Raw genomic sequence first — 26,191 nt, 5'->3', positions numbered from 1 at the left:
TTGATGGCATATGGATATCATTTTTGCCAGAGGTTGCCAGTGGCTATTCGAGATCAGCAGTTCATCTACCACCTAACAAGTATCGACAATGTCCCTTCCATCGTACGAAGGGGCTTGCTTCCAAGAGCCCATCTGGATGCGGGTTTCACCGATATCGCTGATCCTGAAATTATCGAAGGCCGGCGGGGAGAGGCCCTGGAACAGTTTGTGCCATTTCACTGGTTTGCGAAAAACCCCTTCGATGGCAGAGTGCATATGGAGCTACTGGCCACCGTTGATTGGCTATTACATGAAGAGGGTGTTGAGCCGACGATTCGCGCAATTCGCGAACATCTGAAAAGTTGGTCTGGAGGGGCAGGTGCCGCTGCTCGAAAAAGCAAATTGTTCGATGACGAGTCACTTGGAATCGCTCTCCAAAAGCTGTCAATGTTTCAAACGGACCCCGTCACCTCGCTTCATTGACCGTCAATGAGCAATAAAAAGAACCGGCGCTCAAGGCGCCGGTTTTTATGCAGCCAGAGCTTCAGAGCCCTTCCAGCATCGCCTTGTTACGCACAGCACCCTTGTCGGCACTGGTCGCCAGCAGGGCATAGGCCTTCAGCGCGGTGGTCACCTTGCGTGGGCGTACTTCCGCAGGCTTCCAGCCCTTCTTGTCCTGTTCGACGCGGCGCTCGGCCAGTTCTTCATCGCTGACCAGCAGGTTGATCGAACGGTTGGGGATGTCGATCAACACCTTGTCGCCGTCGCGCACCAGGCCGATGGCGCCGCCAGCAGCGGCTTCCGGCGAGGCGTGGCCGATCGACAGGCCCGAGGTGCCGCCCGAGAAGCGGCCGTCGGTGAGCAGGGCGCAAGCCTTGCCCAGGCCTTTGGACTTCAGGTACGAGGTCGGGTACAGCATTTCCTGCATGCCTGGGCCGCCTTTCGGGCCTTCGTAGCGGATGATCACGATGTCGCCCGCCTTCACCTCGTCGGCAAGAATGCCGCGCACCGCGCTGTCCTGGCTCTCGAAGATTTTGGCATTGCCTTCGAATACGTGGATCGATTCGTCTACGCCAGCGGTTTTCACCACGCAGCCATCCAGGGCGATGTTGCCGTACAGCACGGCCAGGCCGCCCTCTTGCGAGTAGGCGTGCTCGAAGCTGCGGATGCAGCCGTTTTCACGGTCGTCGTCGAGGGTTTCCCAACGGGTCGACTGGCTGAACGCGGTCTGCGTCGGGATACCGGCAGGGCCGGCCTTGAAGAAGGTGTGCACGGCTTCGTCATCGGTCTGGGTGATGTCCCATTTGGCGATGGCTTCTTCCATGCTGCGGCTGTGCACGGTCGGCAGGTCGGTGTGCAGCAGGCCGCCACGGGCCAGCGAACCGAGGATGCTGAAGATGCCGCCGGCGCGGTGCACGTCTTCCATGTGGTACTTCTGGATGTTCGGCGCCACTTTGCACAGCTGCGGCACTTTGCGCGACAGGCGATCGATGTCACGCAGATCGAATTCGACTTCGCCTTCCTGGGCTGCGGCCAGCAGGTGCAGGATGGTGTTGGTCGAACCGCCCATGGCGATGTCGAGCATCATGGCGTTTTCGAACGCCTTGAAGTTGGCGATGCTGCGTGGCAGTACCGACTCGTCGTTCTCGCCGTAGTAGCGTTTGCACAGCTCGACGATGGTGCGGCCGGCGGTGAGGAACAGCTGCTCGCGGTCGGCATGGGTGGCCAGGGTCGAGCCGTTGCCCGGCAGGGCCAGGCCCAGGGCTTCGGTCAGGCAGTTCATCGAGTTGGCGGTGAACATGCCGGAGCACGAACCGCAGGTCGGGCAGGCGCTGCGCTCGTATTCGGCGACTTTTTCATCGGAAGCCGAGGAGTCGGCAGCGATCACCATGGCATCGACCAGGTCCAGGCCGTGGCTGGCCAGCTTGGTCTTGCCGGCTTCCATCGGGCCACCGGACACGAAGATCACCGGGATATTCAGGCGCAGGGCGGCCATCAGCATGCCGGGGGTGATCTTGTCGCAGTTGGAGATACAGACGATGGCGTCGGCGCAGTGGGCGTTGACCATGTATTCCACGGCGTCGGCAATGATCTCGCGGCTTGGCAGCGAGTACAGCATGCCGTCGTGGCCCATGGCGATGCCGTCATCGACCGCGATGGTGTTGAATTCCTTGGCCACGCCACCGGCGCGTTCGATTTCGCGGGCAACCAGCTGGCCCAGGTCCTTCAGGTGCACGTGGCCCGGGACGAACTGGGTGAACGAGTTGGCGATGGCGATGATCGGTTTCTTGAAGTCTTCGTCCTTCATCCCGGTGGCGCGCCACAGGGCACGGGCGCCGGCCATGTTGCGGCCTTGGGTGGAAGTCTTGGAACGATAATCAGGCATGAAACACTCCTGGCGGCTTAATCAGGTCACAAATAGGGGAGTGAGCTTCTCTTGTCCTTTGCGCCGCAGGCCGGTTGCCACTGGCACGGATGGGGCCGAAGACCGCGCGGGATCGCCGCGTGCTTGGCCAGAGCTCATAAACCCGCCGGGGATGACTGGCGATGAATAGGCCGATTCTACACCGCTGGCGCGGCGAGGGAATGCGCATGTGGATGGTTGGCGGGGGGATTGCGGCAGGAAAGGGCCGCTGGGCGGCCCTTTTTAGCAGATATCAGCTGTTGGGCAGCAACCGGCAGGTGATGCTCTTGATATAGCGGGTTTCGGCGATGGCCGGGTGCACCGGGTGGTCCGGGCCCTGGCCGCCGCGTTCGAGCAGTTGCAGATTGCGGTCCAGGTGGCGGGCGCTGGTCAGCAGGATGTTGTTCAGATCGTCCTCGGGCAAGTGCATCGAGCACGAGGCGCTGACCAGGATGCCGTCCTTGTTCAGCATGCGCATGGCCTGTTCATTCAGGCGACGGTAGGCCGCTTCGCCGTTTTTCAGGTCCTTCTTGCGCTTGATGAAGGCGGGTGGGTCGGCAATGATCACGTCGAAGCGTTCTTCGGCAGCCTTGAGCTCGCGCAGGGCTTCGAACACGTCGCCTTCGATGCAGGTCAGCTTCTCGCTGATGCCGTTGAGTGCGGCGTTACGCTCCACGCCATCCAGGGCAAACCCCGAAGCATCGACGCAGAACACTTCGCTGGCGCCGAAGGCGCCGGCCTGCACGCCCCAGCCACCGATGTAGCTGAACAGGTCGAGTACACGCTTGCCTTTCACGTACGGAGCCAGGCGCGCACGGTTCATGCGGTGGTCGTAGAACCAGCCGGTTTTCTGGCCTTCGCGCACCGGGGCTTCGAACTTGACGCCGTTCTCTTCCAGCGGCACCCAGTCCGGTACTTCGCCGTAGACGGTCTCGACGTAGCGCTGCAGGCCTTCGGCATCACGCGCAGCGGAGTCGTTCTTGAACAGGATGCCGCTGGGCTTGAGCACCTGCACCAGGGCGGCGATCACGTCGTCCTTGTGCGCTTCCATGGTAGCCGAGGCCAATTGCACCACCAGGATATCGAAGAAGCGGTCGACCACCAGGCCCGGCAGCAGGTCGGAGTCGCCATAGACCAGGCGGTAGCACGGCTGGTCGAACAGGCGCTCGCGCAGCGACAGGGCAACGTTCAGGCGGTGGACCAGCAGCGACTTGTCCAGCGGCAGCTTGATGTCGCGCGACAGCAGGCGGGCGCAGATCAGGTTGTTCGGGCTCAGCGCGACGATGCCCAGCGGCTTGCCGTTGGCGGCCTCGAGAATGGCCTGCTGACCGGCCTGAAAGCCTTGCAGTGGGGTCGCGCTGACATCGACTTCGTTGCTGTAGACCCACAGGTGGCCGGCGCGCAGGCGGCGGTCGGCATTGGCTTTGAGGCGAAGGCTGGGCAGGGACATGACGTCGCTCCGGGAAAAAAGAGCGGGAGTATAACCTGTTGGCCTTTCGATCGGTGCAGGCCTCGACAAAGGGCGGCAAGGCTGCGCCTGCCGGGTTAGAATCCCCCGTCCTAAACGAGTGTGCACGTATGTCCCAAGAACTCAGCGCCGAACAGATCCAGCAAGCCTTGCAAGGCATCACCATCCCGCCGCAACCGCAGATCATGGTCGACCTGCAGTTCGAGCAGTACATGCCTGACCCGGACCTGGAAACCATCGCCAAGCTGATTTCCCAGGACCCGGGCCTCTCTGGCGCCTTGCTCAAACTGGTCAATTCCCCGCATTTCGGCCTGTCCAACAAGATTGGCTCGATCCAGCGCGCGGTGAACCTGCTAGGGAGCCGTTCGATCATCAACCTGATCAACGCCCAGTCGATCAAGGGCGAGATGTGCGACGAAACCATCGTTACCCTCAACCGCTTCTGGGACACCGCCCAGGATGTGGCGATGACCTGCCTGACGCTGGCCAAGCGTACCGGTATCCAGGCAGCGGACGAGGCCTACACCCTTGGTTTGTTCCATGATTGTGGCGTGCCGCTGATGCTCAAGCGCTTTCCCAATTACATGGATGTGCTGGAAGAGGCATACGCCAAGGCCGACGAAGCAACGCGCGTGGTCGACACCGAAAACCGCACGTTCAACACCAACCATTCGGTGGTTGGCTATTTCACCGCCAAGTCCTGGCGTTTGCCCGAGCACCTCAGCGGGGCCATCGCCAACCACCACAACGCCCTGGCTGTGTTCCGCGACGACACCTCGCGCAATACCCAGAGCCAGCTGAAGAACCTGCTGGCGGTACTGAAGATGGCCGAGCACATTTGCGCGTCCTACCGGGTACTGGGCAACCAGGCGGTGGACCACGAATGGAATGTGGTCGGCCCACTGGTGCTCGATTACATTGGCTTGTCGGAATACGATTTCGAAAACCTCAAGCAGAACATTCGCGAGCTGGGCGGGCACTGACACATGCCGGAATTGCCAGAAGTAGAAACCACCCGGCGCGGTATCGCACCGCACCTGGAAGGCCAACGCGTCAGCCGTGTGGTGGTGCGTGACCGGCGCCTGCGCTGGCCGATTCCGGAAGACCTCGATGTGCGCCTGTCAGGGCAGCGTATCGTCAGCGTCGAACGACGCGCCAAGTACCTGTTGATCAATGCCGAGGTCGGTACGCTGATCAGCCACCTGGGCATGTCGGGCAACCTGCGTCTGGTCGAGTTGGGCTTGCCGGCGGCCAAGCATGAGCACGTCGACATCGAGCTGGAGTCGGGGCTGATGCTGCGCTACACCGACCCGCGCCGCTTTGGTGCCATGTTGTGGAGCCTGGACCCGCTCAACCACGAACTGCTGCTGCGCCTGGGGCCGGAGCCGCTGACCGACCTGTTCGACGGTGAGCGCCTGTTCCAGCTGTCCCGCGGGCGATCGATGGCGGTCAAACCGTTCATCATGGACAACGCGGTGGTGGTGGGGGTGGGCAACATCTACGCCACCGAGGCACTGTTCGCTGCGGGTATCGACCCACGTCGGGAGGCGGGCGGGATTTCCCGCGCGCGCTATTTGAAGCTGGCGATCGAGATCAAGCGGGTGCTGGCGGCGGCAATCGAGCAGGGCGGTACTACCCTGCGCGACTTTATCGGTGGCGATGGGCAGCCGGGGTACTTCCAGCAGGAATTGTTCGTCTACGGGCGGGGCGGGCAGCCGTGCAAGGTGTGCGGCACGGCGCTGCGCGAGGTGAAGCTGGGGCAACGGGCGAGCGTGTACTGCCCGCGCTGCCAGCGCTAAGCCTTACATGTAGGAGCGGCCTTGTGTCGCGATGGGGTGCGAAGCGCCCCCAAAAATTTCAGCTCTGCTGCAGAAATTGCCGGGGCCGCTGCGCGGCCCATCGCGACACAAGGCCGCTCCTACAGGGACCCAGCAGGCTTGAGAGGGCTCAGGCTTTGCCGGTAATGCGGCGATACTTGGCCATCAGCTGTTCTTCGGTTTCCGGGTGCGCTTCATCCAGTGGGATGCAGTCGACCGGGCACACCTGCTGGCACTGCGGCTCGTCGTAGTGGCCCACGCACTGGGTGCACAGGTTAGGGTCGATCACGTAGATCTCTTCGCCTTGGGAGATAGCCTCGTTCGGGCACTCGGGTTCGCAGACGTCGCAGTTGATGCAATCGTCGGTGATGATCAGGGACATGGGGACTCCGGCCGGGGCGCTTCGCCCGGGCATGTTCAACGCAATGGGCACAATTGTGCCGCATTCGCGCCCGCAGTGCACGCGGGCGCGACAATCAGGCGTCAGGCTTACTTCTTGAAGCGTTCAGTCAGCGCGTCGGCCACCACCGGGTGGACGAACTTGGTGATATCACCGCCCAGCGCCGCAATTTCCCGGACCAGGGTCGAGGAGATGAACGAATAACGTTCCGATGGTGTCAGGAACAGGCTCTCCACATCGGGGGCCAGTTGCCGGTTCATGTTCGCCAACTGGAACTCGTACTCGAAGTCGGACACCGCACGCAGGCCACGCAGGAAGACGTTGGCGCCCTGTTCCTTGGCGAAATGCGCCAACAGGGAAGAAAAGCCGATGACTTCGACATTGGGCAGGTGCTTGGTGACCTCACGGGCGAGCGCCACCCGTTGTTCCAGCGGGAACAGCGGGTTTTTCTTGGGGCTGGCCGCCACCGCGATGATGACGTGGTCGAACAAGCGCGAGGCGCGCTCGACCAGGTCGCCATGGCCTTTGGTAATGGGGTCGAAAGTACCCGGGTACAACACTCGGTTCATCGCGTCATCCTGGCTGGAGTGCGTTGGGGAGTCGGATGGTAGCGCAGCGACGGCGCCTCGGCCAAGTCATGCGGCCGGCTGATGGCACTATAGACAGCGGGCGTATTCGTTGTCATGCGCTGTGTGCCAGGCGGGCGACCAGCGCTTCGCTGAGCTTGGCGCTGATGGCATACACCGACAGCTGTGGGTTGGCACCGATGCTGGTGGGGAACAGCGAGCCGTCGTGAATCGACAGGTTTTCCAGCTGGTGATGACGGCCCAGGCTGTCGCACACCGCCTGGCGCGGGTCGCCGCCGAGGGCACAGCCTCCCATCACGTGGGCGCTGCCCAGGCGCGTGCGGAAGGGCTCCAGGCGCAGCGTATCGATCATGGCCAGGGCCTGTTCCAGGTTGGATGCGGCGCTGGCGTCGCTGTGCACGGGGGTTACCTGGATGGCGCCAGCGGCGAACTGGACTTGAGCCATGCTGCGGTAGGCCCGGCGCAAGCCGTCACGCAGGTAGTCGGTGACCGGGTAATCGAGCACGGGCGAGCCGTCCCCGCGCAGTTCCACCGCCCCACCTTGGCTTTCGGGGTGAAAGCCGTCGCGCAGCAGCGCCAGCATCACATGGGTATGCGGCAGCTCGGCCATGCGCTGGGCATTCTCGTGGCCGTACCCGCCCAGCAGGGTGCTGGCCAGGGCCGGGTGCAGCGGCGGTACTTCCAGCTTGTAGCCAACCGGGCCGTCCGCACCGCCTTGCCACTGGAAGTGGTCGCTGTAGATCGACTGCGGGGCGCCATAGTAGGGGTCGATACGCTCGCTGAAGCGTGCCGCGCTGAAGTTGACCAGGTGCAGGAAGGTGCGCTTGCCCAGGCGGCCATGCGGGTCGGGCGCGGCAGAGCGCAGCAGCAGGGCCGGGCTGTTGATGCCACCCCCGGCGAGCAGGTAATGGCGTGCCCGCACGCTGACCTGCTTGCCGGTGGGCTGTATGCCTTGGGCGTCCAGGGCCTGGCAGGTCAGGCTCTGGATGCGCGCTCCGTTGTGCGTGAAACGCTCGGCCCGGGCCAGGTACAGCAGCTCACCGCCTTGCTCGAGGGTGGCAGGAATACGGGTTACCAGCATCGATTGCTTGGCGTTTACCGGGCAGCCCATGCCGCAGTAGCCCAGGTTCCAGCAACCGCGCACATTGCGCGGGATCACCGCCCAGCGGTAGCCGAGCTGTTCGCAGCCACGGCGCAGTACGTCATTATTGGCATTTGGCGGCAAAGCCCAGGGCGTTATGCCCAACTCCTGCTCCATGCGCTCGAACCAGGGGCGCAGGTCCTCCTCGCCCAAGCCGCTCACGCCGTGGGCCGAAGCCCAATGCGTCAGGGTTTGCGGCGGGGTACGAAAGCTCGAGGTCCAGTTCACCAGTGTGGTACCGCCCACGGCGCGGCCCTGCAGGATGGTAATGGCGCCATCCTTGCTCATACGCCCCAGGCCTTCCTGGTACAGGCTGGCGTAGGCTTCGCTCTCCAGCAGGTGGAAATCGCTGCTGGTCTTCAGCGGGCCTTCTTCGATCAGCAGTACCTTGAAACCGGCAGCACTGAGCATCTGCGCGCTGGTGGCACCACCGGCGCCACTGCCGATCACGGCAATGTCGGCCTCCAGGCTCAGATCGTGCTCCAGGCGTGAGGCGTCGTGGGTGATCCAGCCGCGTTCGAGGCCTTGGCGAAACGGGTTGGGTACAGGCATTGGCGATGCTCTTGTTGTTTTCAGATTTTCGGTGGCCCTGGGTAACCGCAGGCGGCCCAGGATTCGGGGCGTTCGTACCAGGCCATCTGCAGCAGTTGCAGCAACGAGGCGTGCCCCATGCGCAGCAGGTTCAGCGAGCTGTCCTGCCAGCGCTGCAGGAAGGCTGTGACCTGCCGGGGGTCAGCTTGCCCCCAACTGCCCCAGATACCGGTCAGCGGGCCGCGAGTCAGCGGCAGGCTGAGTACGTCGAACAATTGCCGGGTCAGCTTGAGCATTTCCGGCGACAGCGCCGCCAGCTTGTGGTCGAGGCTACGCAACACCAGCGTCTCGGTGGCTTGTGCATCGGCCAGTACCACAGGGATCAGCGCACGCAGCAGTGGCAGGTCATCGTCGCGCAGGGCTTGATAGCCGGTCGCGGCTGTTTGCGCGCTACAGCCAATCAGGCTGGCGCTTGCCAGAAAGGCGCTGGCGCCAAGGCTCAAGCGCAGCAGGTCGCGGCGTTGCATAGGCTGGCCCTCAGCGGATGAAAAGCTTGTAGACCAGGCGCTGCAAGGCTTTGCCATAAGGCGGGTAGATCAGCCGGGCGGCGTTGAGGCGTTGTTTGGCCAGTACCGCCTTGGCTTTGCTGAAGGTCAGGAAGCCTTCATGGCCGTGGTAATGGCCCATGCCTGAAGGGCCGATGCCGCCGAATGGCAGGTCGTCCTGAGCCACGTGCAACAAGGTGTCGTTCAGGCATACACCACCGGAATGGCTGTACTGCAGGACATGCTGCTGTTCGCTGCGATCGTAGCCGAAGTAGTACAGCGCCAGTGGTCGCGGGCGCTGGTTGATGTAGGCGAGCGCGTCATCGAGGGTGGAATAAGGCACCAGCGGCAGCAGCGGGCCGAAGATTTCATCCTGCATCACCTGCATGCTGTCGTTCACCTTGGTCAGCAGGTGTGGCGGCAGGCGTCGGCCTTGGCGCGGTTCGTCGGGGTACAGGTCCACCACCTGCGCCCCCTTGCTGCGAGCATCATCCAGCAGATGCTCCAGGCGCTGGAGCTGCCGTGGGTTGATGATGGCGCTGTAGTCTGGGTTGTCGGCGATGCGTGGGTACATGCGCCTTACGACGTTGCGGTAGGCATCGACGAAATCGTTCAGACGCTCGCGTGGCACCAGCACGTAGTCGGGGGCGACGCAGGTCTGGCCGGCGTTGAGCGTCTTGCCGAAGGCAATGCGCTCGGCGGCAACCTCCAGCGGTACATTGGCCGAAACGATGGCGGGAGACTTGCCGCCCAGTTCCAGGGTCACCGGCGTCAAGTTTTGTGCGGCAGCCAGCATGACCTGGCGGCCGATGCTGGTGGCGCCGGTGAACAGCAGGTGATCGAAGGGCAGGCGAGCGAACGCCTGGCCCACTTCGACTTCGCCAAGGACCACGCTGACCAGGTCCTCGGGGAATACCCGTTGCAGCAGTGCTTTAAGGGCCAGGCCAGTGGCCGGGGTCGCTTCGCTAAGCTTGAGCATGACCCGGTTGCCGGCGGCAAGGGCGCAGGTCAGCGGGCCGATGGCGAGGAACAACGGGTAGTTCCACGGCACGATGATGCCAACCACGCCCAAGGGCTGGTAGAGCACCCGCGCGCTGGCCGGTTGGAACGCCAGGCCCACAGCCCGCTTGGCCGGGCGCATCCAGCGCCGCAGGTGGCGTTCGGCGTGGCGGATGCCTTGCACCGACGGTAGTAACTCGGCCAGCAAGGTCTCATCGGCACTGCGCCCGCCGAAGTCGGCATCGATCGCCTTGATCAACTGCTGTTGGTCTGCAAGCAGCGCTTCGCAAAGGCTTTTCAGCCACTGCCGCCGCTGCGCCGCAGGGGGCATGGGGTTGCCGGCAAAGGCCTTGCGCTGGGCGGCGAACGTGGCGTCGAGATTGGTGTCGGAATACACAGCAGGCAAGGCAATGGGCGAGGTCAAGGCGGTCTCCCGGCTGAGCTTGAAATCTCTAGAGCCTATACTCTAATTCGTACCATGGTGCGACTATTTTCACAGCACAGAACGGTGCACCCGTGAGGTGAATCGCCGTAAGATGGCCCTTTATTGAAAGCCCGCGAACTGGAAGCTGAGCATGGCCCCGCGCATGAAGACCCGAGAGCGCATCGTGCAGAACAGCCTGGAGCTGTTCAACCTGCAGGGCGAACGCAGCGTCAGTACCAACCACATCGCCGCGCACATGGAAATCTCGCCCGGCAACCTGTATTACCACTTCCCCAACAAGCAGGCGATCATTGCCCTGTTGTTCAGCCAGTACGAAGCGCTGGTGGACAGCTTCCTGCGCCCGCCGCAAGGGCGCGCGGCCACCGTGGAGGACAAGCGCTTCTACCTCAAGGCCTTGCTGGCGGCGATGTGGAACTACCGCTTCCTGCACCGAGACCTTGAGCACCTGCTGGACAGCGATGCCGAACTGGCCGCCCGTTATCGGCGTTTTTCCGAGCGTTGCCTGCGCCAGGGCCAGGCGATCTACCGCGGTTTCGTCGAGGCGGGCATCCTGGCCATGGCGCCGGCGCAGATCGAATCGCTGACCATCAACGCCTGGATCGTGCTGACATCGTGGGTCCGTTTTCTCAGCACCACGCGTGAACATTCCGCGCACCTGGGTGAAGAAGCCTTCAAGCGCGGCGTTTATCAGGTGCTGGTGCTGGAACTCGGCTTTGTCACTGACAGCGCCCGCACTGCCGTGGACGCGCTGTGCCAGGAATTCCATGTACCGTTCAACCAGGCCCTGGAGCATTAGCCCAGGGCACGAGTGCCATCGATCAGGAGATTGTCATGCCCCTTGCGCAATTGATCACCCCGCAGCAGTTGGCCGAGCGTCTGGACTCGCCCAAGTTGGTGATCCTCGACTGCCGCTTTGCCCTCGAAGATGTGGACTATGGCCAACGCAGCTATGCCCAGGGGCATATTGCCGGGGCGCATTTTGCCGACCTGGACCGCGACCTCAGCGGGCCGGTGAGCAAAGGGCGTACCGGGCGCCACCCCTTGCCCGATGCGCAGCGGCTGGTCGCGCGCCTGCGTGAGTGGGGGCTGGACAATGACAGCGAGGTGGTGCTGTACGACGACGGCCCTGGCGCTTTTGCTGCCCGTGCGTGGTGGCTGCTGGCCTGGCTGGGCAAGCGCAGTGGTGTGGCGATCCTCGACGGTGGCTTGAAGGCCTGGCATGCGGCGCACCTGCCGCTGAGCCTGGACCCTGCGCCCAAGCGTGAAGGCACCTTCAGTGGTGAACCTGACGCGAAACTGTTGATCGATGCCGAGCACCTGGGCAAGCGCCTGGGCAGTACCGACCTGACCTTGATCGATGCGCGTGCGTTACCGCGTTTTCGCGGCGAGGTGGAACCGATCGACCCGGTGGCAGGGCATATTCCCGGGGCCCTGTGCGCAGCGTTTACCGACAACCTGGGGGCTGATGGGCGCTTTTTGCCGGCGGACCAGCTCAAGCAGCGCTTTGCCGAAAAGCTCGCTGGGCGGGCACCGGAGCAGTTGGTGTCTTACTGCGGGTCTGGGGTAACGGCTTGCCATAACCTGTTTGCGATGGCATTGGCGGGGTACCCGCTGGGCAAGCTGTACGCCGGGTCGTGGAGCGAGTGGATCAATGATCCTAAGCATGGTGTAGCCACCGGCGAGTAAGCGCTCAACGCTTCATTGGCCGTCCACCAGCCATTGCGGAATCCGCCGCTCCAGGTAGTACCCCGGATTTCGCAGGCTGCCATCGACAAAGCCCACATGGCCACCGCGGCTGTGCAGTTCGAAGCGGCTCTGTGGTGCCAGTTCACGGGCGGTTGGCAGGCTATGGCCGGACACGAATGGGTCGTCGCTTGAATGGATGATCAGCGTAGGCGTGCGGTTCTGGCCAAGGAAATAATGACTCGATGAGCGGCGATAGTAGTCATGCGCGTCGCGAAAGCCGTTGAGCGGTGCCGTGACTTTGCCGTCGAAGTCCCAGAATGTGCGCAAGTGGGTCAGTTGGCCCAGGCGTTCCAGTGCCGCCAGTCGCTCATGCTGGCCCTGGTCGTGGAAGTGCCGCTGCTTGAGCTGAACATAGGCCCGCATCTCGCGCATGAAATGCGCCTGATACACCTTGGAGAACCCCTGGCCGATACGGTCGGCGCAGTGGTCCAGGCGAAATGGCACCGACACTGCAACCGCGGCTTCCAGTTGGCTGGCAACGCCGCTCTCGCCCAGGTATTTCAACAGCACGTTGCCACCCAGCGAGTAATCCACCGCATACAGCGGTGCCAACGGGCGTTGGGCGCGCAGGTGGCTGATGATTTCCGCCAGGTCTTCGCTGGCGCCGGAATGGTAGCTGCGCGGCAACAGGTTGGGCTCGCCTGAGCAACCACGCCAGTTCACCGCCACGCTGGCCCAGCCGCGACCTTGCAACGCTTGCTGCAAGCCTTTCACGTAAGGCGAGTGAGACGAGCCGGTCAACCCATGCAGCACGAGCACCAGTGGCGCATGGGGCTGGTGCGGGCCGTGCCAGTCCAGGTCGATGAAGTCGCCGTCGGCCAGCCACAGCCGCTCGCGGTTGCGCTGTAGTTCAGGCAGCTTGCGCCACAGTGGCCCCCACAGCGTTTGCAGGTGGGGATTGGACAGGCCGATGGCCGGACGGAAGGTGGCGCTGAGGCTGGGCATGCTGGGCGACTCGTGATGTGCCTGCCTAGAGTGCCATGAAACAGCGCCACAGTACCTGCGCTATTGGTCGAGATCTGGCAGAGGCTGCTGGTCGGCCGATGGGCCGACGCTGACCAGTACCTTTTCGGCCAGGTGCAGCCTGCGCCGCATGACGGCGCAGACATCGGCCGGTGTCAGCGCGCGGAGACGTTCGACGTAGGTGTCGAGATGATCGGCGGGCTGGCGCTGATCGGTTATGACGGTCAGCAAGGCTGCCATGCTCTCGTTCTGCGCCACAGCGCGCAATAACTGCCCTGCCAACTTTATCCGTGCCAGTTGCAGCTCGGCCTGGGTTGGCCCTTGCTCGATGAAGTCGCTTAGCACGGCTTCAACCAGACGAGCAGAACTTTCCACATACATCGGAGCAATTTCCCAGGTGATGGTGAACAGGCCGCCAGCACTCATGGGTTTCACATCGGTAGCGATGCCGTAGGTCAAGCCGCGACGTTGGCGCAGTTCCCTCATCAAGCGAGATTCGATACCGGCTCCCAGCACTTCGCTGGCCAACACCAAGGCCGGGTACTCTGGCTCATTGGCTGGCACATTCATGGGTAGCGCAAGCAGGACGGCACTGCTGGTACCGGACTGCTCGACGTTGATCGTTGCACGGGTCGCTGGTGGAACGATGGGGAGTTCAGTGGCGCTCCAGCCTTGGGGCAATGCCTGGCTGATGCGTTGTGAAATTGCTTGGGCGTGCGCCAGGGAAAGGTCCCCAACCACCACCATCTCCAGGTTGCTGGCGCAATAACCACGCTGATGAAAACGCTTCAAGTCGGCAGGGGCGATGCCTTCGATACCTTCGCGGGTGCTCCCGAGTGGGTTGCCATAGGGGTGGCTGTGGAACAAATGCCGGTAGGCCTCGCTTATCATTCTGAAAGAGGGCTGTCGCTCGCGAGTTGCGTTGTTCAGGATCAGTTGCTGCTTCATGTTCTCCAGGGCCGAAGGCGGGAACGTGGGGCATGCGACAAGGTCGATGAGCAGCTCCAACGCCGGCTCAAGCAGCGCGCTCGCGCTGAGGCTACGCAGGCTCAGGGTCGCGTGCTCCAGGCGTACCTGCTTGTCCACGATCGCGCCCAGGCGCTCTAGCTGATCGGCCTGCTCGGTGGCGGTGAAATGCTGGCTACCCTCATCGAGCATGTACAACGTCAGGGCCGCCAAGCCGGGTTGCACGGTGTCCTGGGCCGTGCCGGCCTTGAACCGCAAAATGATGTCCACGATCGGCAGCCCGCGGGCCTCGACGAATTTCACCCCTGCACCGCCTTCGGTGGTCCAGGCATGCACAGGCGTTTGAAGGGATTCGAACTGTTCCAGGTCAAGCCCTTGGGCTGAGACCAGGTTGCCAGGAATGCTGTTGGCTGCAGCGAGCTGCTGCGCCCCTGCGTCTGAATTATTCATCGGCACTTTCCTTGTGATGCATGAAGGTGATTGCTGTGCGCGCCTCGGTGAGGAATGCATGCGCGGTCTCTGCGACCTGCTCGGCTGTCACGGCTTCGATGGCTTGACGCTCATCCTCCAGCGCAACCGGGTCCAGGCCGCAGGTGGCTTGCATACCAATGAAATGTGCTTGTTTTGCGATGTCATCGCGTTCGAACACCTGCCGGGCTATCAAGCGCGCTTTGGCGCGCTTGAGGTCTGCGGTGGCCGGTACCGACTGGCGGAACGTTTCGATTTCGAGCGTAAGCCTTTCGGCGGCGGCCTCCGGCGTTACCTGCGGGCTGCAGAACGCGTAAAGGGTCAACAGGCTGTCACCGCGCCGCCAGGGTTCATATCTCGACGTCAAACTTTGCAGAAGCGGTTCATTCAGCACCAGGTTGCGCTGCAGGATGCTGGCATAGCCTTGGGCAAGCATTTCGGGAAGCAAACGCAGTGCATAGGCTTGGCTGCTAGAGCTGGCGGTGCATTGGCTGGGGAGGTTGAAACTGATGATCACGGCCGTGTTCAGACCTTGCAAATGCAGGGTCTGGCAGCGCCGGACTTGCCCAGAGGGCGTAGTAGGTACTTGCTGTACAGGCAGGCGATGAGCGGGGATCGCTGCAAAGTGCCGCGCCACCAGCGTTTGCAGCTGTGGCAGGGTAACGTTGCCGGCCACCGTGAGCGTAGCATTGTTGGGGTGGTACCAGGTTTGGTACCAGGTGCGTGCGGCAGCCAGGGTCATATGGCCGAGATCGGTAGCGTGGCCTATCACCGGGGTGCCATAACCGTTGTTGCCATAGGCCAGCAACAGGTGATGTTCCATTGCCAGTGCCAAAGGGTTGTTGTCGACATCCTCTCGTCGTTCTGCCATGACCACTGCCAGCTCTCGAGCGAAAGGAGAAGCGCTGAGCGTGGCGCTGGCCATGATGTCGGCCATTGCCTCCAGGGCGATTTCCAGGCGACTGGCAGGCAGTGTCAGTGGAAAGACGGTAGCCTCGGCGCCGGTGAACGCATTCGGCTCTCCTCCCAAAAGGGTCATCAGGGCTGAATACTGGCCAGCAGCCAGTTTGCTGCTGCCCTCGAACAGCAAGTGCTCCAGGGCATGGGAAAGGCCAGTGTGGCCTTCTGGCTCGTAGCTGGAGCCGACGTGATACCACAACTGCGCGCTGACCAGCGGCGCGCGGTGGTCTTCGCGTAGATAGACGCGCAGGCCATTGGCAAGGGTGAACGCACTTACCGAGCTTGCCGGCAAGGGTGGGGAGGGGCGTTCGGTCATGGTTGAAGTGCTCCTTCGGGAAACGAAGGCGCAGCTTCAACCAGAGCCTGGACGGGGTTGCGGTAACTAAATACACCCAACCCGTCAGGGGGTCAGCCCCGCTGCCAGAGTGCGTAGTGCACCTGGCCGGTCTTCTTCTCGCGGTGCAGGCGCCAGTTGCCGGGCAGTTGCAAGGTCGATGGTGCGGCTTCGCTCTCGGTGTACACCCATGCCTGCTCGTTCAGCCACTGGTTCTGTTCCAGCAGGTCACAGGTATTGGCCAGCAGGTCCTGATGGAACGGCGGGTCGAGGAACACCACATCGAATTGCTGCTTGGCCTGGCCTTGCAGGTAGCGCAGGGCGTCGGTTTGCAGAATTTGCCCGCGCGGGCAGCGCAGGATCTCAAGGTTGTTCTTCAGGTTGGCGATGGCCGCCGGGTTGCTGTCCAGCGCCACAGCGTCCTCGGCCCCGCGTGACAGGGCTTCGAGCACCAGGGCGCCACTGCCGGTGAAGGCGTCCAGCACGTGGGCACCTTCGATGTAGGGTGCCAGCCAGTTGAATACGGTTTCCCGCACGCGGTCAGGCGTTGGCCGCAGGCCTTCGCCTTCCGGCACCGCCAGGCGGCGGCTGCGCCACTCGCCGGCGATGATGCGCAGGTGGCCCTGGCCCTTGCTTTGGCCCGCTTGCGGGCGGGCGGGAGGGGTGGATCTTGGCATTAGTGCTCCGGTACCCCGAGCGGTTGCTCGGAGGGCTTTTCAGTGGGTGCTGGCAGCGGTTTTTGTGGCACTTTCGGGCCAACGGTGACGATCACCAGTTTATCGGCTGACAGGTGTTTGTTCATGGCCGCCTTGACCTGTTCGACGGTGAGGGCCTGGGACTGCTGCATGAAGTCCTCCAGCCAGGTCAGCGGCAAGTTGTAAAAGCCGATTGCGCCCAGTTGGCCGACGATGCTGGCGTTGCTGGCATTGGACAGTGGGAAACTGCCGGCCAGCTCGCGCTTGGCATCGTCCAGCTCCTGCTGGGTAGGGCCATTCTTGAGGTAGTCGGCAAGAATGTCCTGCACCAGCTTGAGCGTGCCCTCGCTGAGCTCGGCGCGGGTTTGCAGGTTGATCATGAACGGGCCGCGTACCTGCATCGGGCTGAACACCGAGTAGACGCCGTAGGTCAGGCCACGTTTTTCACGCACCTCGCTCATCAGGCGGGTTCCGAAGGCGCCACCGCCGAGTATCTGGTTGCCCAGCGACAGGGCTGGCCAGTCCGGGTCCTGGCGGTCGATACCCAGCTCGGCCAGCATCAGGTGAGTCTGCTTGGACGGGAAGTCGATGTGGGTCAGGCCGGCTTTGGCATCAGCGGGCTGGGCCGGTGCGGGCAGCGCCGGGCCTTTGGGCAGGCCGGCGGATACCTGGGCGGCGATGGCTTCGGCTTCGGCACGGCTGAGGTCGCCAACCAGTGCGATCACCGCGTTGCCGCCGGTGTAAGCCTTGGCGTGGAAGGCACGCAGCTGTGCCAGGCTGATGGCCGTGATGCTTTCGGCGGTGCCGTCGCTTGGGTGAGCGTAGGGGTGGTCGCCATAAAGATTGCCGAACAGGGCCTTGCCGGCGATCTTGCCGGGGTTTTGCTTTTCGTATTCAAAGCCGGCCAGCATTTGGTTCTTGATGCGTTTGAGCGCGTCTTCGGGGAACGTCGGCTTGCCCGCCACCTCGGTAAACAGCTTGAGGGCCGGCTCGCGCTTGTCCTTGGTGCTGAGGCTGCGCAACGAGGCCACGGCCATGTCCCGGTAAGATCCGTTGCCAAAGTCCGCGCCCAGGCCTTCGAAGCCTTCGGCGATGGCAGTCACGTCCTTGCCGGCCACGCCCTCGTTGAGCATGGCGTTGGTCAGCGCGGCCACGCCTGGTGTACCGCCGTCCTGGCTACTACCGGCAGCGAAGGTGACGCGCAAGTCGAACATGGGCAGTTCGCGTGCTTCGACGAACAGCACCCGGGCACCTTCGGCGGTGTTCCAGTGCTGGATGTTCAGTTGGCGTCGGCTGGGCGCCTTGCCATCCAGTTCGGCCAGCGATTGCAAGGTATTGGCCGGGCGGGCTGCACTGTTGTCGGCCTTGGCCACGTTATCGGCCATTGCCGGGGCGACTAGCACTGCCGCCAGCGCCAGGGCGCGAATGCCCGTGGCCAACAGGGTTGGGCGTGGTGCGCGGCGATTACTCATGAGCGGACTCCTCAGGCAGTACATGGGCAACGCTCAGGCGTTCGCGGGTGAAGTAGGTGCGCGCGGCGTTCTGGATGTCCTGCGGGGTGACGCGCTTGAGCTCGTCAAGCTCGCTGTCGATCAGTTTCCAGGACAAACCGACGGTTTCCAGCTGGCCAATGGTGGTGGCCTGGCTGCTGATGGAGTCGCGGTCGTAGACCAGGCCGGCGATGACCTGGGCGCGTACGCGCTCCAGTTCTTCGGCGCTGGGTGGTGTGGTCTTGAGTTCATCAAGCAACTGCCAGACGCCCTTTTCCACGTCTGCGAGGGTTTTCTGCTTCTGCACGTTCGGCGTGGCCGAGATCAGGAACAGGCTGTCGCCGCGCGTGAAGGCGTTGTAGCTGGACGACGCACCGGCCACCAGCTCCTGGCCACGCTCCAGGCGGGCCGGCAGGCGGGCGCTGTAGCCGCCGTCGAGCAGTGCCGAGATCAGGCGCAGGGCATGTACGGTGCGTGGGTCCTTGGCGGTGGGCAAACCAGGCACGTTGAAGCCGTAGATCAGGCTCGGCAACTGGGTACGTACGTGCAGGGTGAGCTGACGCTGGCCAGGCTCGGCAAGTTCCAGGGGCAGCTTGGCGGGGGGCACGGCGCGCTTGGGAATGCTGCCGAAGTACTTCTGCGCCAGGCCCTTGACCTCGTCGGCGGTGACATCGCCGACCACCACCAGGGTGGCGTTGTTGGGCGCATACCAGGACTCGTACCAGTGGCGCAGTTCTTCGACCTTCATGCGCTCCAGGTCGGCCATCCAGCCGATGGTCGGGGTGTGGTAGCCGCTGGCCGGGAAGGCCATGGCGCGGAACAGCTCGAACGCCTTGGGATTGGGCTGGTCGTCGGTGCGCAGGCGGCGTTCTTCCTTGATGACTTCGATTTCGCGGCTGAACTCGTCGGCTGGCAGGCGCAGGCTGGCCAGGCGATCGGCCTCCAGCTCCAGGGCTACGGGCAGGCGGTCGCGGGCCAGTACCTGGTAATAGGCGGTGTAGTCGTCGCTGGTGAAGGCGTTTTCATCGGCGCCGAGGTCACGCAGAATGCGCGAAGCTTCGCCGGGGCCGACCTTGGCGCTGCCCTTGAACATCATGTGTTCCAGCGCGTGGGACAAGCCGGTCTGGCCCGGGGTTTCGTAGCTGGAGCCGACCTTGTACCAGATCTGCGAGACCACCACCGGGGCGCGATGGTCTTCACGCACCACGACCTTCAGGCCATTGTCGAGGATGAATTCGTGGGTGGGTTGCACATCGGCGGCGAAGGCCGCGAGCGGCAGGCAGAGCGTGCCGAGCAACAGGCCAGCGGCGCGGCGGGCTAGAGCATTCATAAGGTGTTCAACCTGTTCGGCGGCCCGCAGGGTTTAGCGTCGACGGGCCAGGAGGTGCTAGGATACTGATCCGGTTGCCTGGCGACCATGCCTGTCGCCGTTCTGGCCCACAGGACACTAAGACAAAACGTTGCGCATGAACCAGCCGGCTTCAAGATAGTCTGTTCTGCGTAGAGAGAATTCCCGATGCGCCGTAGCTGGCCCATCGCTACCCTGAGATAGCCGTCCTCCATGTTTGGTTCCAACGACGACAAAAAAGCGCCGGCCGAAGCTGGCGAAAAGAAAGGCCTGTTCAGCTGGTTTCGCAAGAAGCCGCAGCAACCTGTCGCCGAACAGCCACAAGCCCCCGAGCCGCAGGCTGCAGAGCCGGTAGCGCCGCAGCCCGCCGTCGAGCGCCCTGAAGCTGCTCCAGTGGAGCCGGTGGCTGCACAGGCCCCAGCGCCTGCAACTGAAGCCCCTCGAGCTGCCGAGCCAGCATTGGCCCCTGAGCCTGCAAATGCCCCAGTGGTAGCCCCGGTCCTTGAGTCTGCACCCGCCCCGGTGGTTGCCTCGGCCCCTGAGCCTGCCCTGTCCCCTGTGGGCGCGGGGTTGCCTGCGAGTGCGCAGTCTGCCGCCCCGCAGGTCGAAACCCCTGCGCCCGTAGCTGTTCCTGCCACTCAATTCATCGAACCCCCTGTCAGCAACCTGGTCCTGCCCGTTGCCGAAGAGCCCGTCGCGCTCGTCCCTGACCTGGAGCCAAAGGCCCCGCCTGCGATCCCCGAGCGCCCGGTGGCAGAGCCCGTGCAGCCTGAGCCCGAGCCAGCCCCTGTCGCCGCCGCAACCGTTACCGAGCAAGCCAAGCCCGGCTTCTTCGCCCGGCTCAAACAGGGACTGTCCAAGACCAGCGCCAGTATCGGCGAGGGCATGGCCAGCCTGTTTCTTGGCAAGAAGGTCATCGACGACGACCTGCTCGACGAAATCGAAACGCGCCTGCTGACCGCCGACGTCGGCGTGGAAGCCACCTCGGCCATCGTCCAGAACCTGACCCAGAAGGTCGCGCGCAAGCAGCTGGCCGACGCCGATGCCCTGTACAAATCGTTGCAGGAAGAACTGGCCGCGCTGCTGCGCCCAGTCGAACAGCCGCTGAAAGTGCAGGCACAGAACAAACCCTATGTGATCCTCGTGGTTGGCGTGAACGGCGCCGGCAAGACCACCACCATCGGCAAACTGGCGAAGAAGCTGCAGCTGGACGGCAAGAAGGTGATGCTGGCTGCCGGTGATACCTTCCGTGCGGCGGCGGTCGAGCAGTTGCAGGTATGGGGCGAGCGTAACCAGATTCCGGTGATCGCTCAGCATACCGGTGCCGACTCCGCTTCGGTGATCTTCGACGCCGTGCAGGCTGCCAAGGCCCGTGGCGTCGACGTGCTGATCGCTGATACCGCCGGGCGCCTGCACACCAAAGACAACCTGATGGAAGAGCTGAAGAAGGTCCGCCGGGTCATCGGCAAGCTTGATGCCGAGGCGCCGCACGAGGTGTTGTTGGTGCTCGATGCCGGCACCGGCCAGAACGCCATCAGCCAGGCCAAGTACTTCAATCAGAGCGTCGAGCTGACCGGCCTGGCCCTGACCAAGCTGGACGGCACTGCCAAAGGCGGGGTGATCTTCGCCCTGGCCAAGCAGTTCAATATCCCAATCCGCTTCATCGGTGTCGGTGAAGGTATCGACGACCTGCGCACCTTTGAAGCCGAGCCGTTCGTCAAGGCTCTGTTCGCCGAGCGAGACTGACCATGATCCGATTCGAACAGGTTGCCAAGCGCTATCCCAACGGTCATGTGGGTTTGCATGAGCTGAGCTTCCGGGCGCGTCGGGGCGAGTTCCTGTTCGTGACCGGGCACTCGGGTGCTGGCAAGAGCACCTTGCTGCGCCTGTTGCTGGCCATGGAGCGCCCGACCAGCGGCAAGCTGATGCTGGCCGGCCAGGACCTGGGCCAGATCAGCAACGCGCAAATCCCGTTCCTGCGCCGGCAGATCGGCGTGGTGTTCCAGAACCACCAGTTGTTGTTCGACCGCACGGTGTTCAACAACATTGCCCTGCCGCTGCAGATTCTTGGCCTGTCCAAGGCCGAGATCGCCAAGCGTGTGGACTCGGCGCTGGAGCGTGTGTCGCTGTCCGACAAGGGCGAGCTGTTCCCGGCCGACCTGTCCACCGGGCAGCAGCAGCGGGTGGGCATCGCCCGTGCCATTGTCCACCAGCCCGCGCTGCTGCTGGCCGACGAACCCACCGGTAACCTCGACCCGCGCCTGGCTGCAGAGATCATGGGTGTGTTTGAGGACATCAACCGCCTGGGCACCACGGTATTGATCGCCAGCCACGACCTGGCACTGATTGCGCGCATGCGCCACCGCATGCTCACCTTGCAGCGCGGCCGCTTGATCGGCGATGGGGAGGCCGGGCAATGAGCACTACACGAACGCCGAAAGTTTCCGAGCGGGTTGCGCCAAAGCCGGCCGACCCGCAACCGGCGAAGAAAAAGCGCGGCGAAGACGATGACGGACCGGATTTCCGCACGCTGCTGCATGCCTGGCTGGAAAGCCACCGCGCCAGCATGGCGGACAGCCTGCGTCGCCTGGGCAAGCAGCCGATCGGCAGCTTTTTCACCTGCCTGGTGATGGCTGTGGCGCTGAGCATGCCCATGGGCCTGTCGTTGCTGCTGAAGAACGTCGAGCAGCTTGGCGGCTCGTGGCAACGCGCTGCGCAGATTTCGCTGTACCTCAAGCTTGATGCCGGTAGCCGCGATGGCGAGGCCCTGCGCGACGAAATCAAGGGCATGCCCGGGGTCGCGGACGCGCAGTTTGTCAGCCGCGAGCAGGCGCTGGAGGAGTTCCAGCAGCAGTCTGGCTTGGGTGAAGCCTTGCGCGAGCTGCCCGACAACCCACTGCCTGGCGTGGTGGTGGTGACCCCGACCGAGGTCGACAAGCCGGCCCTGGATGCCTTGCGTCAGCGTTTGTCGGAACTGCCGCGGGTGGAAGTGGCACAACTGGACCTGGTGTGGGTCGAGCGCCTGGCAGCCATCCTCAAATTGGGTGACCGCTTTGTCTTCGGCTTGGCCGTGATGCTGATTTCTGCCCTGCTTTTAGTAATCGGTAACACAATTCGTCTACATATTGAAAACCGCCGTGTCGAGATCGAAGTGATCAAGCTGGTAGGCGGCACTGACGCCTACGTGCGCCGGCCTTTCCTGTACATGGGCGCCTTGTATGGCCTGGGTGCGGGGGTGCTGGCGTGGGGTATCCTGGCGTTCGGCCTGAACTGGCTGAATGACGCGGTTGTGGGGCTTTCCGGGCTGTACGGCAGTGACTTCGCCCTTGGCGGGGTGCCAGCGTCCGATGGTCTGTCGCTCTTGATCGGAGCGGTGCTGTTGGGGTATATCGGTGCATGGATTGCCGTCGCTCGTCACCTGAACGAGCTGGCGCCGCGATAGTTTTTACGTGCCGGCATTGACATTTTCTTCACTACGGAACTTGTACCGTCGTTCCAGGTCAATGTTGGCAGCGCCCACAAGGCGCGAGTTTAGTAAGTCGGAGGTTCTTGAATGACCACATCGTTGCAACCTGCCTATGCCCTGGTGCCCGGTGCAAACCTGGAAGCCTATGTGCACACGGTCAACAGCATCCCGCTGCTGACGGTCGAGCAGGAGCGTGATCTGGGCGAGCGTCTCTATTATGAGCAGGATGTCGAGGCCGCTCGTCAAATGGTGATGGCCCACCTGCGTTTCGTCGTACATATCGCCCGTAGCTATGCCGGCTACGGGTTGGCCCAGGCCGACCTGATCCAGGAAGGCAACGTCGGCCTGATGAAAGCCGTCAAGCGCTTCAACCCGGAAATGGGCGTGCGCCTGGTGTCGTTCGCCGTACACTGGATCAAGGCAGAGATTCACGAGTTCATCCTGCGCAACTGGCGCATCGTCAAGGTGGCGACCACCAAGGCCCAACGCAAGTTGTTCTTCAACCTGCGCAGCCAGAAGAAGCGCCTGGCTTGGCTGAACAACGACGAAGTGCATCGCGTGGCGGAAAGCCTTGGTGTCGAGCCGCGCGAAGTGCGTGAGATGGAAAGCCGCCTCAGCGGCCAGGACATGGCCTTCGACCCAGCAGCGGAAGCTGACGACGACAGCGCCTTCCAGTCGCCAGCGCATTACCTGGAAGACCATCGTTACGATCCTGCGGTGCAGTTGGAGGATGCCGATTGGAGTGATAACTCCACCAGCAACCTGCACGAAGCGCTGCAAGGTTTGGATGAACGTAGCCGCGATATTCTCTACCAGCGCTGGTTGGCGGAAGAGAAAGCCACGTTGCATGAGCTGGCTGACAAGTACAGCGTTTCGGCTGAGCGGATTCGCCAGCTGGAGAAGAATGCGATGAACAAGGTCAAGGCACTGATCGCGGTCTGATCGAGCCTGGCCGTAAACAGAGCCGCTTGCCTGGATAGGGTGAGCGGCTTTTTTTTGCCTGTGAGATTTTGGGGCCGCCTTGCGGCCCATCGCGACGCAAGGCCGCTCCTACAAGGGATCGCGGTCGCCTGTAGGAGCGGCCTTGTGTCGCGATGGGCTGCGCAGCAGCCCCAAAAAGCTCAAAGTTTGCGCGAAGTATCGAGCTGCATCAGGTAGCTGGGCCCGCCCAACTGGCTCATCTGCCGGCGAATCCAACCGGCCCGGCTCGCCACATAGGCACTCGGCCGGCTGGCACTCCACTTGATCGGGCTAGGCAGCACTGCGGCCAACTGCGCCGCCTGCTGGCGGCTGAGCCGGCTGGCATCAACGCCAAAGTGATAACGCGCTGCCGCCTGGGCACCAAACACGCCTTTGCCCCATTCGGCACTGTTCAGGTAAACCTCAAGAATTCGCTCCTTGGACCAGAACAGCTCGATCAGCGCGGTAAACCAAGCCTCCAGCCCTTTGCGGAACCAGCTGCGCCCGGACCACAGGAACAGGTTCTTGGCTACTTGCTGGGTCAGGGTGCTTGCACCGCGGACATTACCGCCGCGCTCGTTGTAGGCCAGCGCTGCCTGAATGGCTGGGATGTCGAAGCCCCAGTGGCTTGCGAACTTCTGGTCCTCGCCCGCGATGACGGCAACCTTCAGTTCATCGGAGATATTCTCCCACGGCTCCCAATCGCGCTGCAGGTCGATCGGCTCACCATTCACCCATGACTGTACTTTGCGCTCGACCATCAGCGCCGTGCCGGGCGGTGGCACCCAGCGGAACACCAGCACCAGCACGATGCTGCCGGCAGCGAACCAGAGCAGGGCGCGGGAGAGGCGACGGATAAGGGTTGGCAGCATGGCGATGGCTTGGCCGTACGGGTGGAAGGGGCCATTATACAGACCCGATACAAGGAGTCGTCCCATGCTTCGCAGCTTCCTGATGCTTGCCGCCTTTTTCGGCTTTACCGGGGTCGCCCTGGGTGCCTTCGCCGCCCACGGCCTGAAAAACCGCCTGACGGCGGACTACCTGGCCATTTTTCATACCGGTGTGACCTACCAGCTGGTGCATGCCTTGGCGATCTTCGGCGTTGCCGTGCTCTCGGTGCACCTGCCCGGGCGCCTGGTGGGCTGGGCTGGCGGCCTGTTCGCGCTGGGGATCGTGCTGTTCTCCGGCAGCCTGTACCTGTTGACCCTCAGCGGCCTGGGCAAGCTGGGCATCATCACCCCGATTGGCGGCCTGTGCTTCTTGGCCGGCTGGCTGTGCCTGGGCCTGGCGGCCTGGCGGCTGGGCTGACCGAGTGGTCCACAATCGCGACTAATGGCGCGCACCGCCCTTGGGTTGCAGGACGGTTCGGCGCTAGAATGCGGGCCCCAAAGAACAATGGTGGCCGTGCGCATGCGCATTCAATTGAACGGTGAGCCTTACGAACTGCCTGCTGGCGAAAGCGTTGCAGCCCTGCTGACCCGCCTTGAGCTGGCCGGGCGCCGTGTCGCAGTGGAACTGAACCTGGATATCGTGCCGCGTAGCCAGCACGACAGCACGCTGCTGAACGACGGCGACCAGGTCGAAGTAGTCCACGCCATCGGTGGCGGCTGACAGCAGCCCGGCGGTTCACAAGCAAGCCCAGCAACCTTTTCCCGAGGAACAACGATGAGCAACGTTCGTAGCGACAAGCCCTTCACCCTGGCCGGGCGTACTTTCCAGTCGCGCCTGCTGGTCGGTACCGGCAAGTACCGTGACATGGAAGAAACCCGCCTGGCCACCGAGGCCTCGGGTGCCGAAATCGTCACCGTCGCCGTGCGCCGTACCAACCTGGGCCAGAATGCGGGCGAGCCGAACCTGCTCGATGTACTGTCGCCTGACAAGTACACCATCCTGCCGAATACTGCAGGCTGCTTTGACGCGGTGGAAGCGGTGCGTACTTGTCGCCTGGCCCGCGAACTGCTGGATGGGCGCAAATCGCATGAATCCCGGACGCTGGTAAAGCTGGAAGTGCTGGCCGACCAGAAAACCCTGTTCCCCAACGTGATCGAAACCCTCAAGGCCGCCGAAGTGTTGGTCAAGGAAGGTTTCGACGTGATGGTGTACACCAGCGACGACCCGATCATCGCCCGTCAGTTGGCTGAGGTCGGCTGCATCGCGGTCATGCCGCTGGCTGGCCTGATTGGTACCGGCCTGGGCATCTGCAACCCTTACAACCTGCAGATCATCCTGGAAGAGTCCAAGGTGCCGGTGCTGGTCGACGCCGGTGTGGGTACTGCTTCCGACGCTACCATCGCCATGGAAATGGGCTGCGAGGCCGTGCTGATGAACTCGGCCATTGCCCATGCCCAGCAACCGGTGCTGATGGCCGAAGCCATGAAGCACGCCATCGTCGCCGGTCGCATGGCCTACCTGGCCGGCCGTATGCCGAAGAAACTCTATGCCAGCGCCTCTTCGCCGCTGGATGGTCTGATCAAGTAAG

Annotated in this window: 26 protein-coding genes; 12 read left to right on the top strand and 14 right to left on the bottom strand. The window is 63.1% G+C overall.

Going from position 1 to position 26,191, the window contains the following annotated elements; genetic code table 11:
- Window positions 1-3 precede the first annotated feature (3 nt).
- Window positions 4-462 (top strand): DarT ssDNA thymidine ADP-ribosyltransferase family protein, encoded by a 459-nt coding sequence (locus APH35_RS29685; protein ID WP_374701318.1) that lies wholly within the window; start codon window positions 4-6, stop codon window positions 460-462.
- 61 nt (window positions 463-523) lie between these two features.
- Here APH35_RS29685 and ilvD read toward each other — a convergent pair whose 3' ends face one another.
- Both ilvD and APH35_RS06430 read right to left on the bottom strand, forming a co-directional pair.
- Window positions 524-2,365, bottom strand: a complete 1,842-nt coding sequence (gene ilvD, locus APH35_RS06435) for a dihydroxy-acid dehydratase (RefSeq protein WP_012274676.1) — start codon at window positions 2,363-2,365, stop codon at window positions 524-526.
- Window positions 2,366-2,636: 271 nt separating this feature from the next.
- On the bottom strand, window positions 2,637-3,833 hold the full coding sequence (locus APH35_RS06430; RefSeq protein ID WP_012274675.1) for a class I SAM-dependent rRNA methyltransferase: 1,197 nt from the start codon (window positions 3,831-3,833) through the stop codon (window positions 2,637-2,639).
- A gap of 182 nt (window positions 3,834-4,015) precedes the next feature.
- Here APH35_RS06430 and APH35_RS06425 point away from each other — a divergent pair, with 182 nt between their 5' ends.
- Both APH35_RS06425 and mutM read left to right on the top strand, forming a co-directional pair.
- Window positions 4,016-4,834 (top strand): HDOD domain-containing protein, encoded by an 819-nt coding sequence (locus tag APH35_RS06425; RefSeq protein WP_171577246.1) that lies wholly within the window; start codon window positions 4,016-4,018, stop codon window positions 4,832-4,834.
- A 3-nt stretch (window positions 4,835-4,837) separates the two neighbouring features.
- Window positions 4,838-5,650 carry a bifunctional DNA-formamidopyrimidine glycosylase/DNA-(apurinic or apyrimidinic site) lyase gene (gene mutM, locus APH35_RS06420; RefSeq protein WP_012274673.1) on the top strand — a complete coding sequence of 271 codons (813 nt, stop codon included), beginning with the start codon at window positions 4,838-4,840 and terminating at the stop codon, window positions 5,648-5,650.
- Window positions 5,651-5,798: 148 nt separating this feature from the next.
- Here mutM and APH35_RS06415 read toward each other — a convergent pair whose 3' ends face one another.
- The 5 genes from APH35_RS06415 to APH35_RS06395 all read right to left on the bottom strand — a co-directional run bounded on the left by APH35_RS06415 (window position 5,799) and on the right by APH35_RS06395 (window position 10,295).
- Window positions 5,799-6,050: a YfhL family 4Fe-4S dicluster ferredoxin gene (locus APH35_RS06415; protein WP_009683359.1), complete on the bottom strand. Its 252-nt coding sequence runs from the start codon at window positions 6,048-6,050 to the stop codon at window positions 5,799-5,801.
- 107 nt (window positions 6,051-6,157) lie between these two features.
- Window positions 6,158-6,637: a pantetheine-phosphate adenylyltransferase gene (gene coaD / locus APH35_RS06410; RefSeq protein ID WP_012274672.1), complete on the bottom strand. Its 480-nt coding sequence runs from the start codon at window positions 6,635-6,637 to the stop codon at window positions 6,158-6,160.
- 112 nt (window positions 6,638-6,749) lie between these two features.
- A complete protein-coding gene (locus APH35_RS06405) occupies window positions 6,750-8,348 on the bottom strand; it encodes a GMC family oxidoreductase (RefSeq protein ID WP_060514438.1) in 1,599 nt (532 codons plus the stop codon).
- A gap of 20 nt (window positions 8,349-8,368) precedes the next feature.
- Window positions 8,369-8,854, bottom strand: a complete 486-nt coding sequence (locus APH35_RS06400; RefSeq protein ID WP_060514437.1) for a hypothetical protein — start codon at window positions 8,852-8,854, stop codon at window positions 8,369-8,371.
- Window positions 8,855-8,864: 10 nt separating this feature from the next.
- The gene (locus APH35_RS06395; RefSeq protein ID WP_060514436.1) at window positions 8,865-10,295 is read right to left on the bottom strand and encodes a coniferyl aldehyde dehydrogenase; all 1,431 of its coding nucleotides are present in this window, start codon (window positions 10,293-10,295) and stop codon (window positions 8,865-8,867) included.
- Window positions 10,296-10,446: 151 nt separating this feature from the next.
- Between APH35_RS06395 and APH35_RS06390 the strand changes: the two genes are divergently transcribed.
- Together APH35_RS06390 and APH35_RS06385 are read left to right on the top strand one after the other, a co-directional pair.
- Window positions 10,447-11,112, top strand: a complete 666-nt coding sequence (locus APH35_RS06390; protein WP_060493828.1) for a TetR/AcrR family transcriptional regulator — start codon at window positions 10,447-10,449, stop codon at window positions 11,110-11,112.
- A gap of 35 nt (window positions 11,113-11,147) precedes the next feature.
- Window positions 11,148-12,002: a sulfurtransferase gene (locus APH35_RS06385; RefSeq protein WP_012274667.1), complete on the top strand. Its 855-nt coding sequence runs from the start codon at window positions 11,148-11,150 to the stop codon at window positions 12,000-12,002.
- Between the two features lie 12 nt (window positions 12,003-12,014).
- On the opposite strand, the gene APH35_RS06380 is transcribed toward APH35_RS06385, so the two are convergent.
- From APH35_RS06380 to APH35_RS06355, 6 genes are all read right to left on the bottom strand, one after another.
- Window positions 12,015-13,007: a hydrolase gene (locus APH35_RS06380; RefSeq protein WP_060514435.1), complete on the bottom strand. Its 993-nt coding sequence runs from the start codon at window positions 13,005-13,007 to the stop codon at window positions 12,015-12,017.
- Between the two features lie 60 nt (window positions 13,008-13,067).
- On the bottom strand, window positions 13,068-14,441 hold the full coding sequence (locus APH35_RS06375; RefSeq protein WP_060514434.1) for a M16 family metallopeptidase: 1,374 nt from the start codon (window positions 14,439-14,441) through the stop codon (window positions 13,068-13,070).
- Entirely contained in the window at window positions 14,434-15,735 is a 1,302-nt protein-coding gene (locus APH35_RS06370) for a M16 family metallopeptidase (protein WP_060514433.1), read from the bottom strand. Before APH35_RS06370 ends, APH35_RS06375 begins: the two co-directional genes overlap by 8 nt.
- 92 nt (window positions 15,736-15,827) lie before the next feature.
- On the bottom strand, window positions 15,828-16,430 hold the full coding sequence (gene rsmD / locus APH35_RS06365) for a 16S rRNA (guanine(966)-N(2))-methyltransferase RsmD (RefSeq protein WP_012274663.1): 603 nt from the start codon (window positions 16,428-16,430) through the stop codon (window positions 15,828-15,830).
- Complete coding sequence (locus tag APH35_RS06360) at window positions 16,430-17,920, bottom strand: M16 family metallopeptidase (protein ID WP_012274662.1); 1,491 nt, start codon at window positions 17,918-17,920, stop codon at window positions 16,430-16,432. Before APH35_RS06360 ends, rsmD begins: the two co-directional genes overlap by 1 nt.
- Window positions 17,913-19,268, bottom strand: coding sequence for a M16 family metallopeptidase (locus tag APH35_RS06355; RefSeq protein WP_060514432.1), 1,356 nt, complete (start codon window positions 19,266-19,268; stop codon window positions 17,913-17,915). Before APH35_RS06355 ends, APH35_RS06360 begins: the two co-directional genes overlap by 8 nt.
- Window positions 19,269-19,499: 231 nt before the next feature.
- Between APH35_RS06355 and ftsY the strand changes: the two genes are divergently transcribed.
- From ftsY to rpoH, 4 genes are all read left to right on the top strand, one after another.
- Window positions 19,500-21,032, top strand: coding sequence for a signal recognition particle-docking protein FtsY (ftsY, locus tag APH35_RS06345; protein WP_060514431.1), 1,533 nt, complete (start codon window positions 19,500-19,502; stop codon window positions 21,030-21,032).
- Window positions 21,033-21,034: 2 nt separating this feature from the next.
- The gene (ftsE, locus tag APH35_RS06340; protein WP_012274659.1) at window positions 21,035-21,706 is read left to right on the top strand and encodes a cell division ATP-binding protein FtsE; all 672 of its coding nucleotides are present in this window, start codon (window positions 21,035-21,037) and stop codon (window positions 21,704-21,706) included.
- Window positions 21,703-22,728 (top strand): permease-like cell division protein FtsX, encoded by a 1,026-nt coding sequence (gene ftsX, locus APH35_RS06335; RefSeq protein WP_012274658.1) that lies wholly within the window; start codon window positions 21,703-21,705, stop codon window positions 22,726-22,728. Before ftsE ends, ftsX begins: the two co-directional genes overlap by 4 nt.
- Before the next feature lie 111 nt (window positions 22,729-22,839).
- A complete protein-coding gene (rpoH, locus tag APH35_RS06330; protein WP_015272155.1) occupies window positions 22,840-23,694 on the top strand; it encodes an RNA polymerase sigma factor RpoH in 855 nt (284 codons plus the stop codon).
- Between the two features lie 179 nt (window positions 23,695-23,873).
- Here rpoH and mtgA read toward each other — a convergent pair whose 3' ends face one another.
- Complete coding sequence (gene mtgA / locus APH35_RS06325; protein WP_060493015.1) at window positions 23,874-24,584, bottom strand: monofunctional biosynthetic peptidoglycan transglycosylase; 711 nt, start codon at window positions 24,582-24,584, stop codon at window positions 23,874-23,876.
- A 64-nt stretch (window positions 24,585-24,648) separates the two neighbouring features.
- Between mtgA and APH35_RS06320 the strand changes: the two genes are divergently transcribed.
- The 3 genes from APH35_RS06320 (at window position 24,649) to APH35_RS06310 (ending at window position 26,190) form a co-directional block, all read left to right on the top strand.
- Window positions 24,649-25,020 carry a DUF423 domain-containing protein gene (locus tag APH35_RS06320; RefSeq protein ID WP_012274655.1) on the top strand — a complete coding sequence of 124 codons (372 nt, stop codon included), beginning with the start codon at window positions 24,649-24,651 and terminating at the stop codon, window positions 25,018-25,020.
- 102 nt (window positions 25,021-25,122) lie between these two features.
- Entirely contained in the window at window positions 25,123-25,323 is a 201-nt protein-coding gene (thiS, locus tag APH35_RS06315) for a sulfur carrier protein ThiS (RefSeq protein WP_012274654.1), read from the top strand.
- Window positions 25,324-25,377: 54 nt separating this feature from the next.
- A complete protein-coding gene (locus APH35_RS06310; RefSeq protein ID WP_003249091.1) occupies window positions 25,378-26,190 on the top strand; it encodes a thiazole synthase in 813 nt (270 codons plus the stop codon).
- Window position 26,191 lies beyond the last annotated feature (1 nt).

Source organism: Pseudomonas sp. NBRC 111132 (genome assembly GCF_001320565.1).
In the GTDB taxonomy this organism is placed as follows: Bacteria; Pseudomonadota; Gammaproteobacteria; order Pseudomonadales; family Pseudomonadaceae; genus Aquipseudomonas; species Aquipseudomonas putida_P.
Note: the sequence above shows the minus strand (reverse complement) of the source record. Positions and strands in the feature narration are given on the sequence as shown.

Excerpts from the sequence above, each read along its gene's own strand:
- APH35_RS06360 (WP_012274662.1), bottom strand. The coding sequence starts at position 17,920 with ATGAGTAATCGCCGCGCACCACGCCCAACCCTGTTGGCCACGGGCATT.
- APH35_RS06400 (WP_060514437.1), bottom strand. The coding sequence starts at position 8,854 with ATGCAACGCCGCGACCTGCTGCGCTTGAGCCTTGGCGCCAGCGCCTTT.
- ftsY (WP_060514431.1), top strand. The coding sequence starts at position 19,500 with ATGTTTGGTTCCAACGACGACAAAAAAGCGCCGGCCGAAGCTGGCGAA.
- APH35_RS06390 (WP_060493828.1), top strand. The coding sequence starts at position 10,447 with ATGGCCCCGCGCATGAAGACCCGAGAGCGCATCGTGCAGAACAGCCTG.
- thiS (WP_012274654.1), top strand. The coding sequence starts at position 25,123 with ATGCGCATTCAATTGAACGGTGAGCCTTACGAACTGCCTGCTGGCGAA.
- APH35_RS06405 (WP_060514438.1), bottom strand. The coding sequence starts at position 8,348 with ATGCCTGTACCCAACCCGTTTCGCCAAGGCCTCGAACGCGGCTGGATC.
- mutM (WP_012274673.1), top strand. The coding sequence starts at position 4,838 with ATGCCGGAATTGCCAGAAGTAGAAACCACCCGGCGCGGTATCGCACCG.
- APH35_RS29685 (WP_374701318.1), top strand. The coding sequence starts at position 4 with ATGGCATATGGATATCATTTTTGCCAGAGGTTGCCAGTGGCTATTCGA.
- ftsE (WP_012274659.1), top strand. The coding sequence starts at position 21,035 with ATGATCCGATTCGAACAGGTTGCCAAGCGCTATCCCAACGGTCATGTG.
- mtgA (WP_060493015.1), bottom strand. The coding sequence starts at position 24,584 with ATGCTGCCAACCCTTATCCGTCGCCTCTCCCGCGCCCTGCTCTGGTTC.
- APH35_RS06415 (WP_009683359.1), bottom strand. The coding sequence starts at position 6,050 with ATGTCCCTGATCATCACCGACGATTGCATCAACTGCGACGTCTGCGAA.
- APH35_RS06320 (WP_012274655.1), top strand. The coding sequence starts at position 24,649 with ATGCTTCGCAGCTTCCTGATGCTTGCCGCCTTTTTCGGCTTTACCGGG.
- coaD (WP_012274672.1), bottom strand. The coding sequence starts at position 6,637 with ATGAACCGAGTGTTGTACCCGGGTACTTTCGACCCCATTACCAAAGGC.
- APH35_RS06375 (WP_060514434.1), bottom strand. The coding sequence starts at position 14,441 with ATGAATAATTCAGACGCAGGGGCGCAGCAGCTCGCTGCAGCCAACAGC.
- rsmD (WP_012274663.1), bottom strand. The coding sequence starts at position 16,430 with ATGCCAAGATCCACCCCTCCCGCCCGCCCGCAAGCGGGCCAAAGCAAG.
- rpoH (WP_015272155.1), top strand. The coding sequence starts at position 22,840 with ATGACCACATCGTTGCAACCTGCCTATGCCCTGGTGCCCGGTGCAAAC.
- APH35_RS06385 (WP_012274667.1), top strand. The coding sequence starts at position 11,148 with ATGCCCCTTGCGCAATTGATCACCCCGCAGCAGTTGGCCGAGCGTCTG.
- ilvD (WP_012274676.1), bottom strand. The coding sequence starts at position 2,365 with ATGCCTGATTATCGTTCCAAGACTTCCACCCAAGGCCGCAACATGGCC.
- APH35_RS06355 (WP_060514432.1), bottom strand. The coding sequence starts at position 19,268 with ATGAATGCTCTAGCCCGCCGCGCCGCTGGCCTGTTGCTCGGCACGCTC.
- ftsX (WP_012274658.1), top strand. The coding sequence starts at position 21,703 with ATGAGCACTACACGAACGCCGAAAGTTTCCGAGCGGGTTGCGCCAAAG.
- APH35_RS06430 (WP_012274675.1), bottom strand. The coding sequence starts at position 3,833 with ATGTCCCTGCCCAGCCTTCGCCTCAAAGCCAATGCCGACCGCCGCCTG.
- APH35_RS06370 (WP_060514433.1), bottom strand. The coding sequence starts at position 15,735 with ATGACCGAACGCCCCTCCCCACCCTTGCCGGCAAGCTCGGTAAGTGCG.
- APH35_RS06310 (WP_003249091.1), top strand. The coding sequence starts at position 25,378 with ATGAGCAACGTTCGTAGCGACAAGCCCTTCACCCTGGCCGGGCGTACT.
- APH35_RS06380 (WP_060514435.1), bottom strand. The coding sequence starts at position 13,007 with ATGCCCAGCCTCAGCGCCACCTTCCGTCCGGCCATCGGCCTGTCCAAT.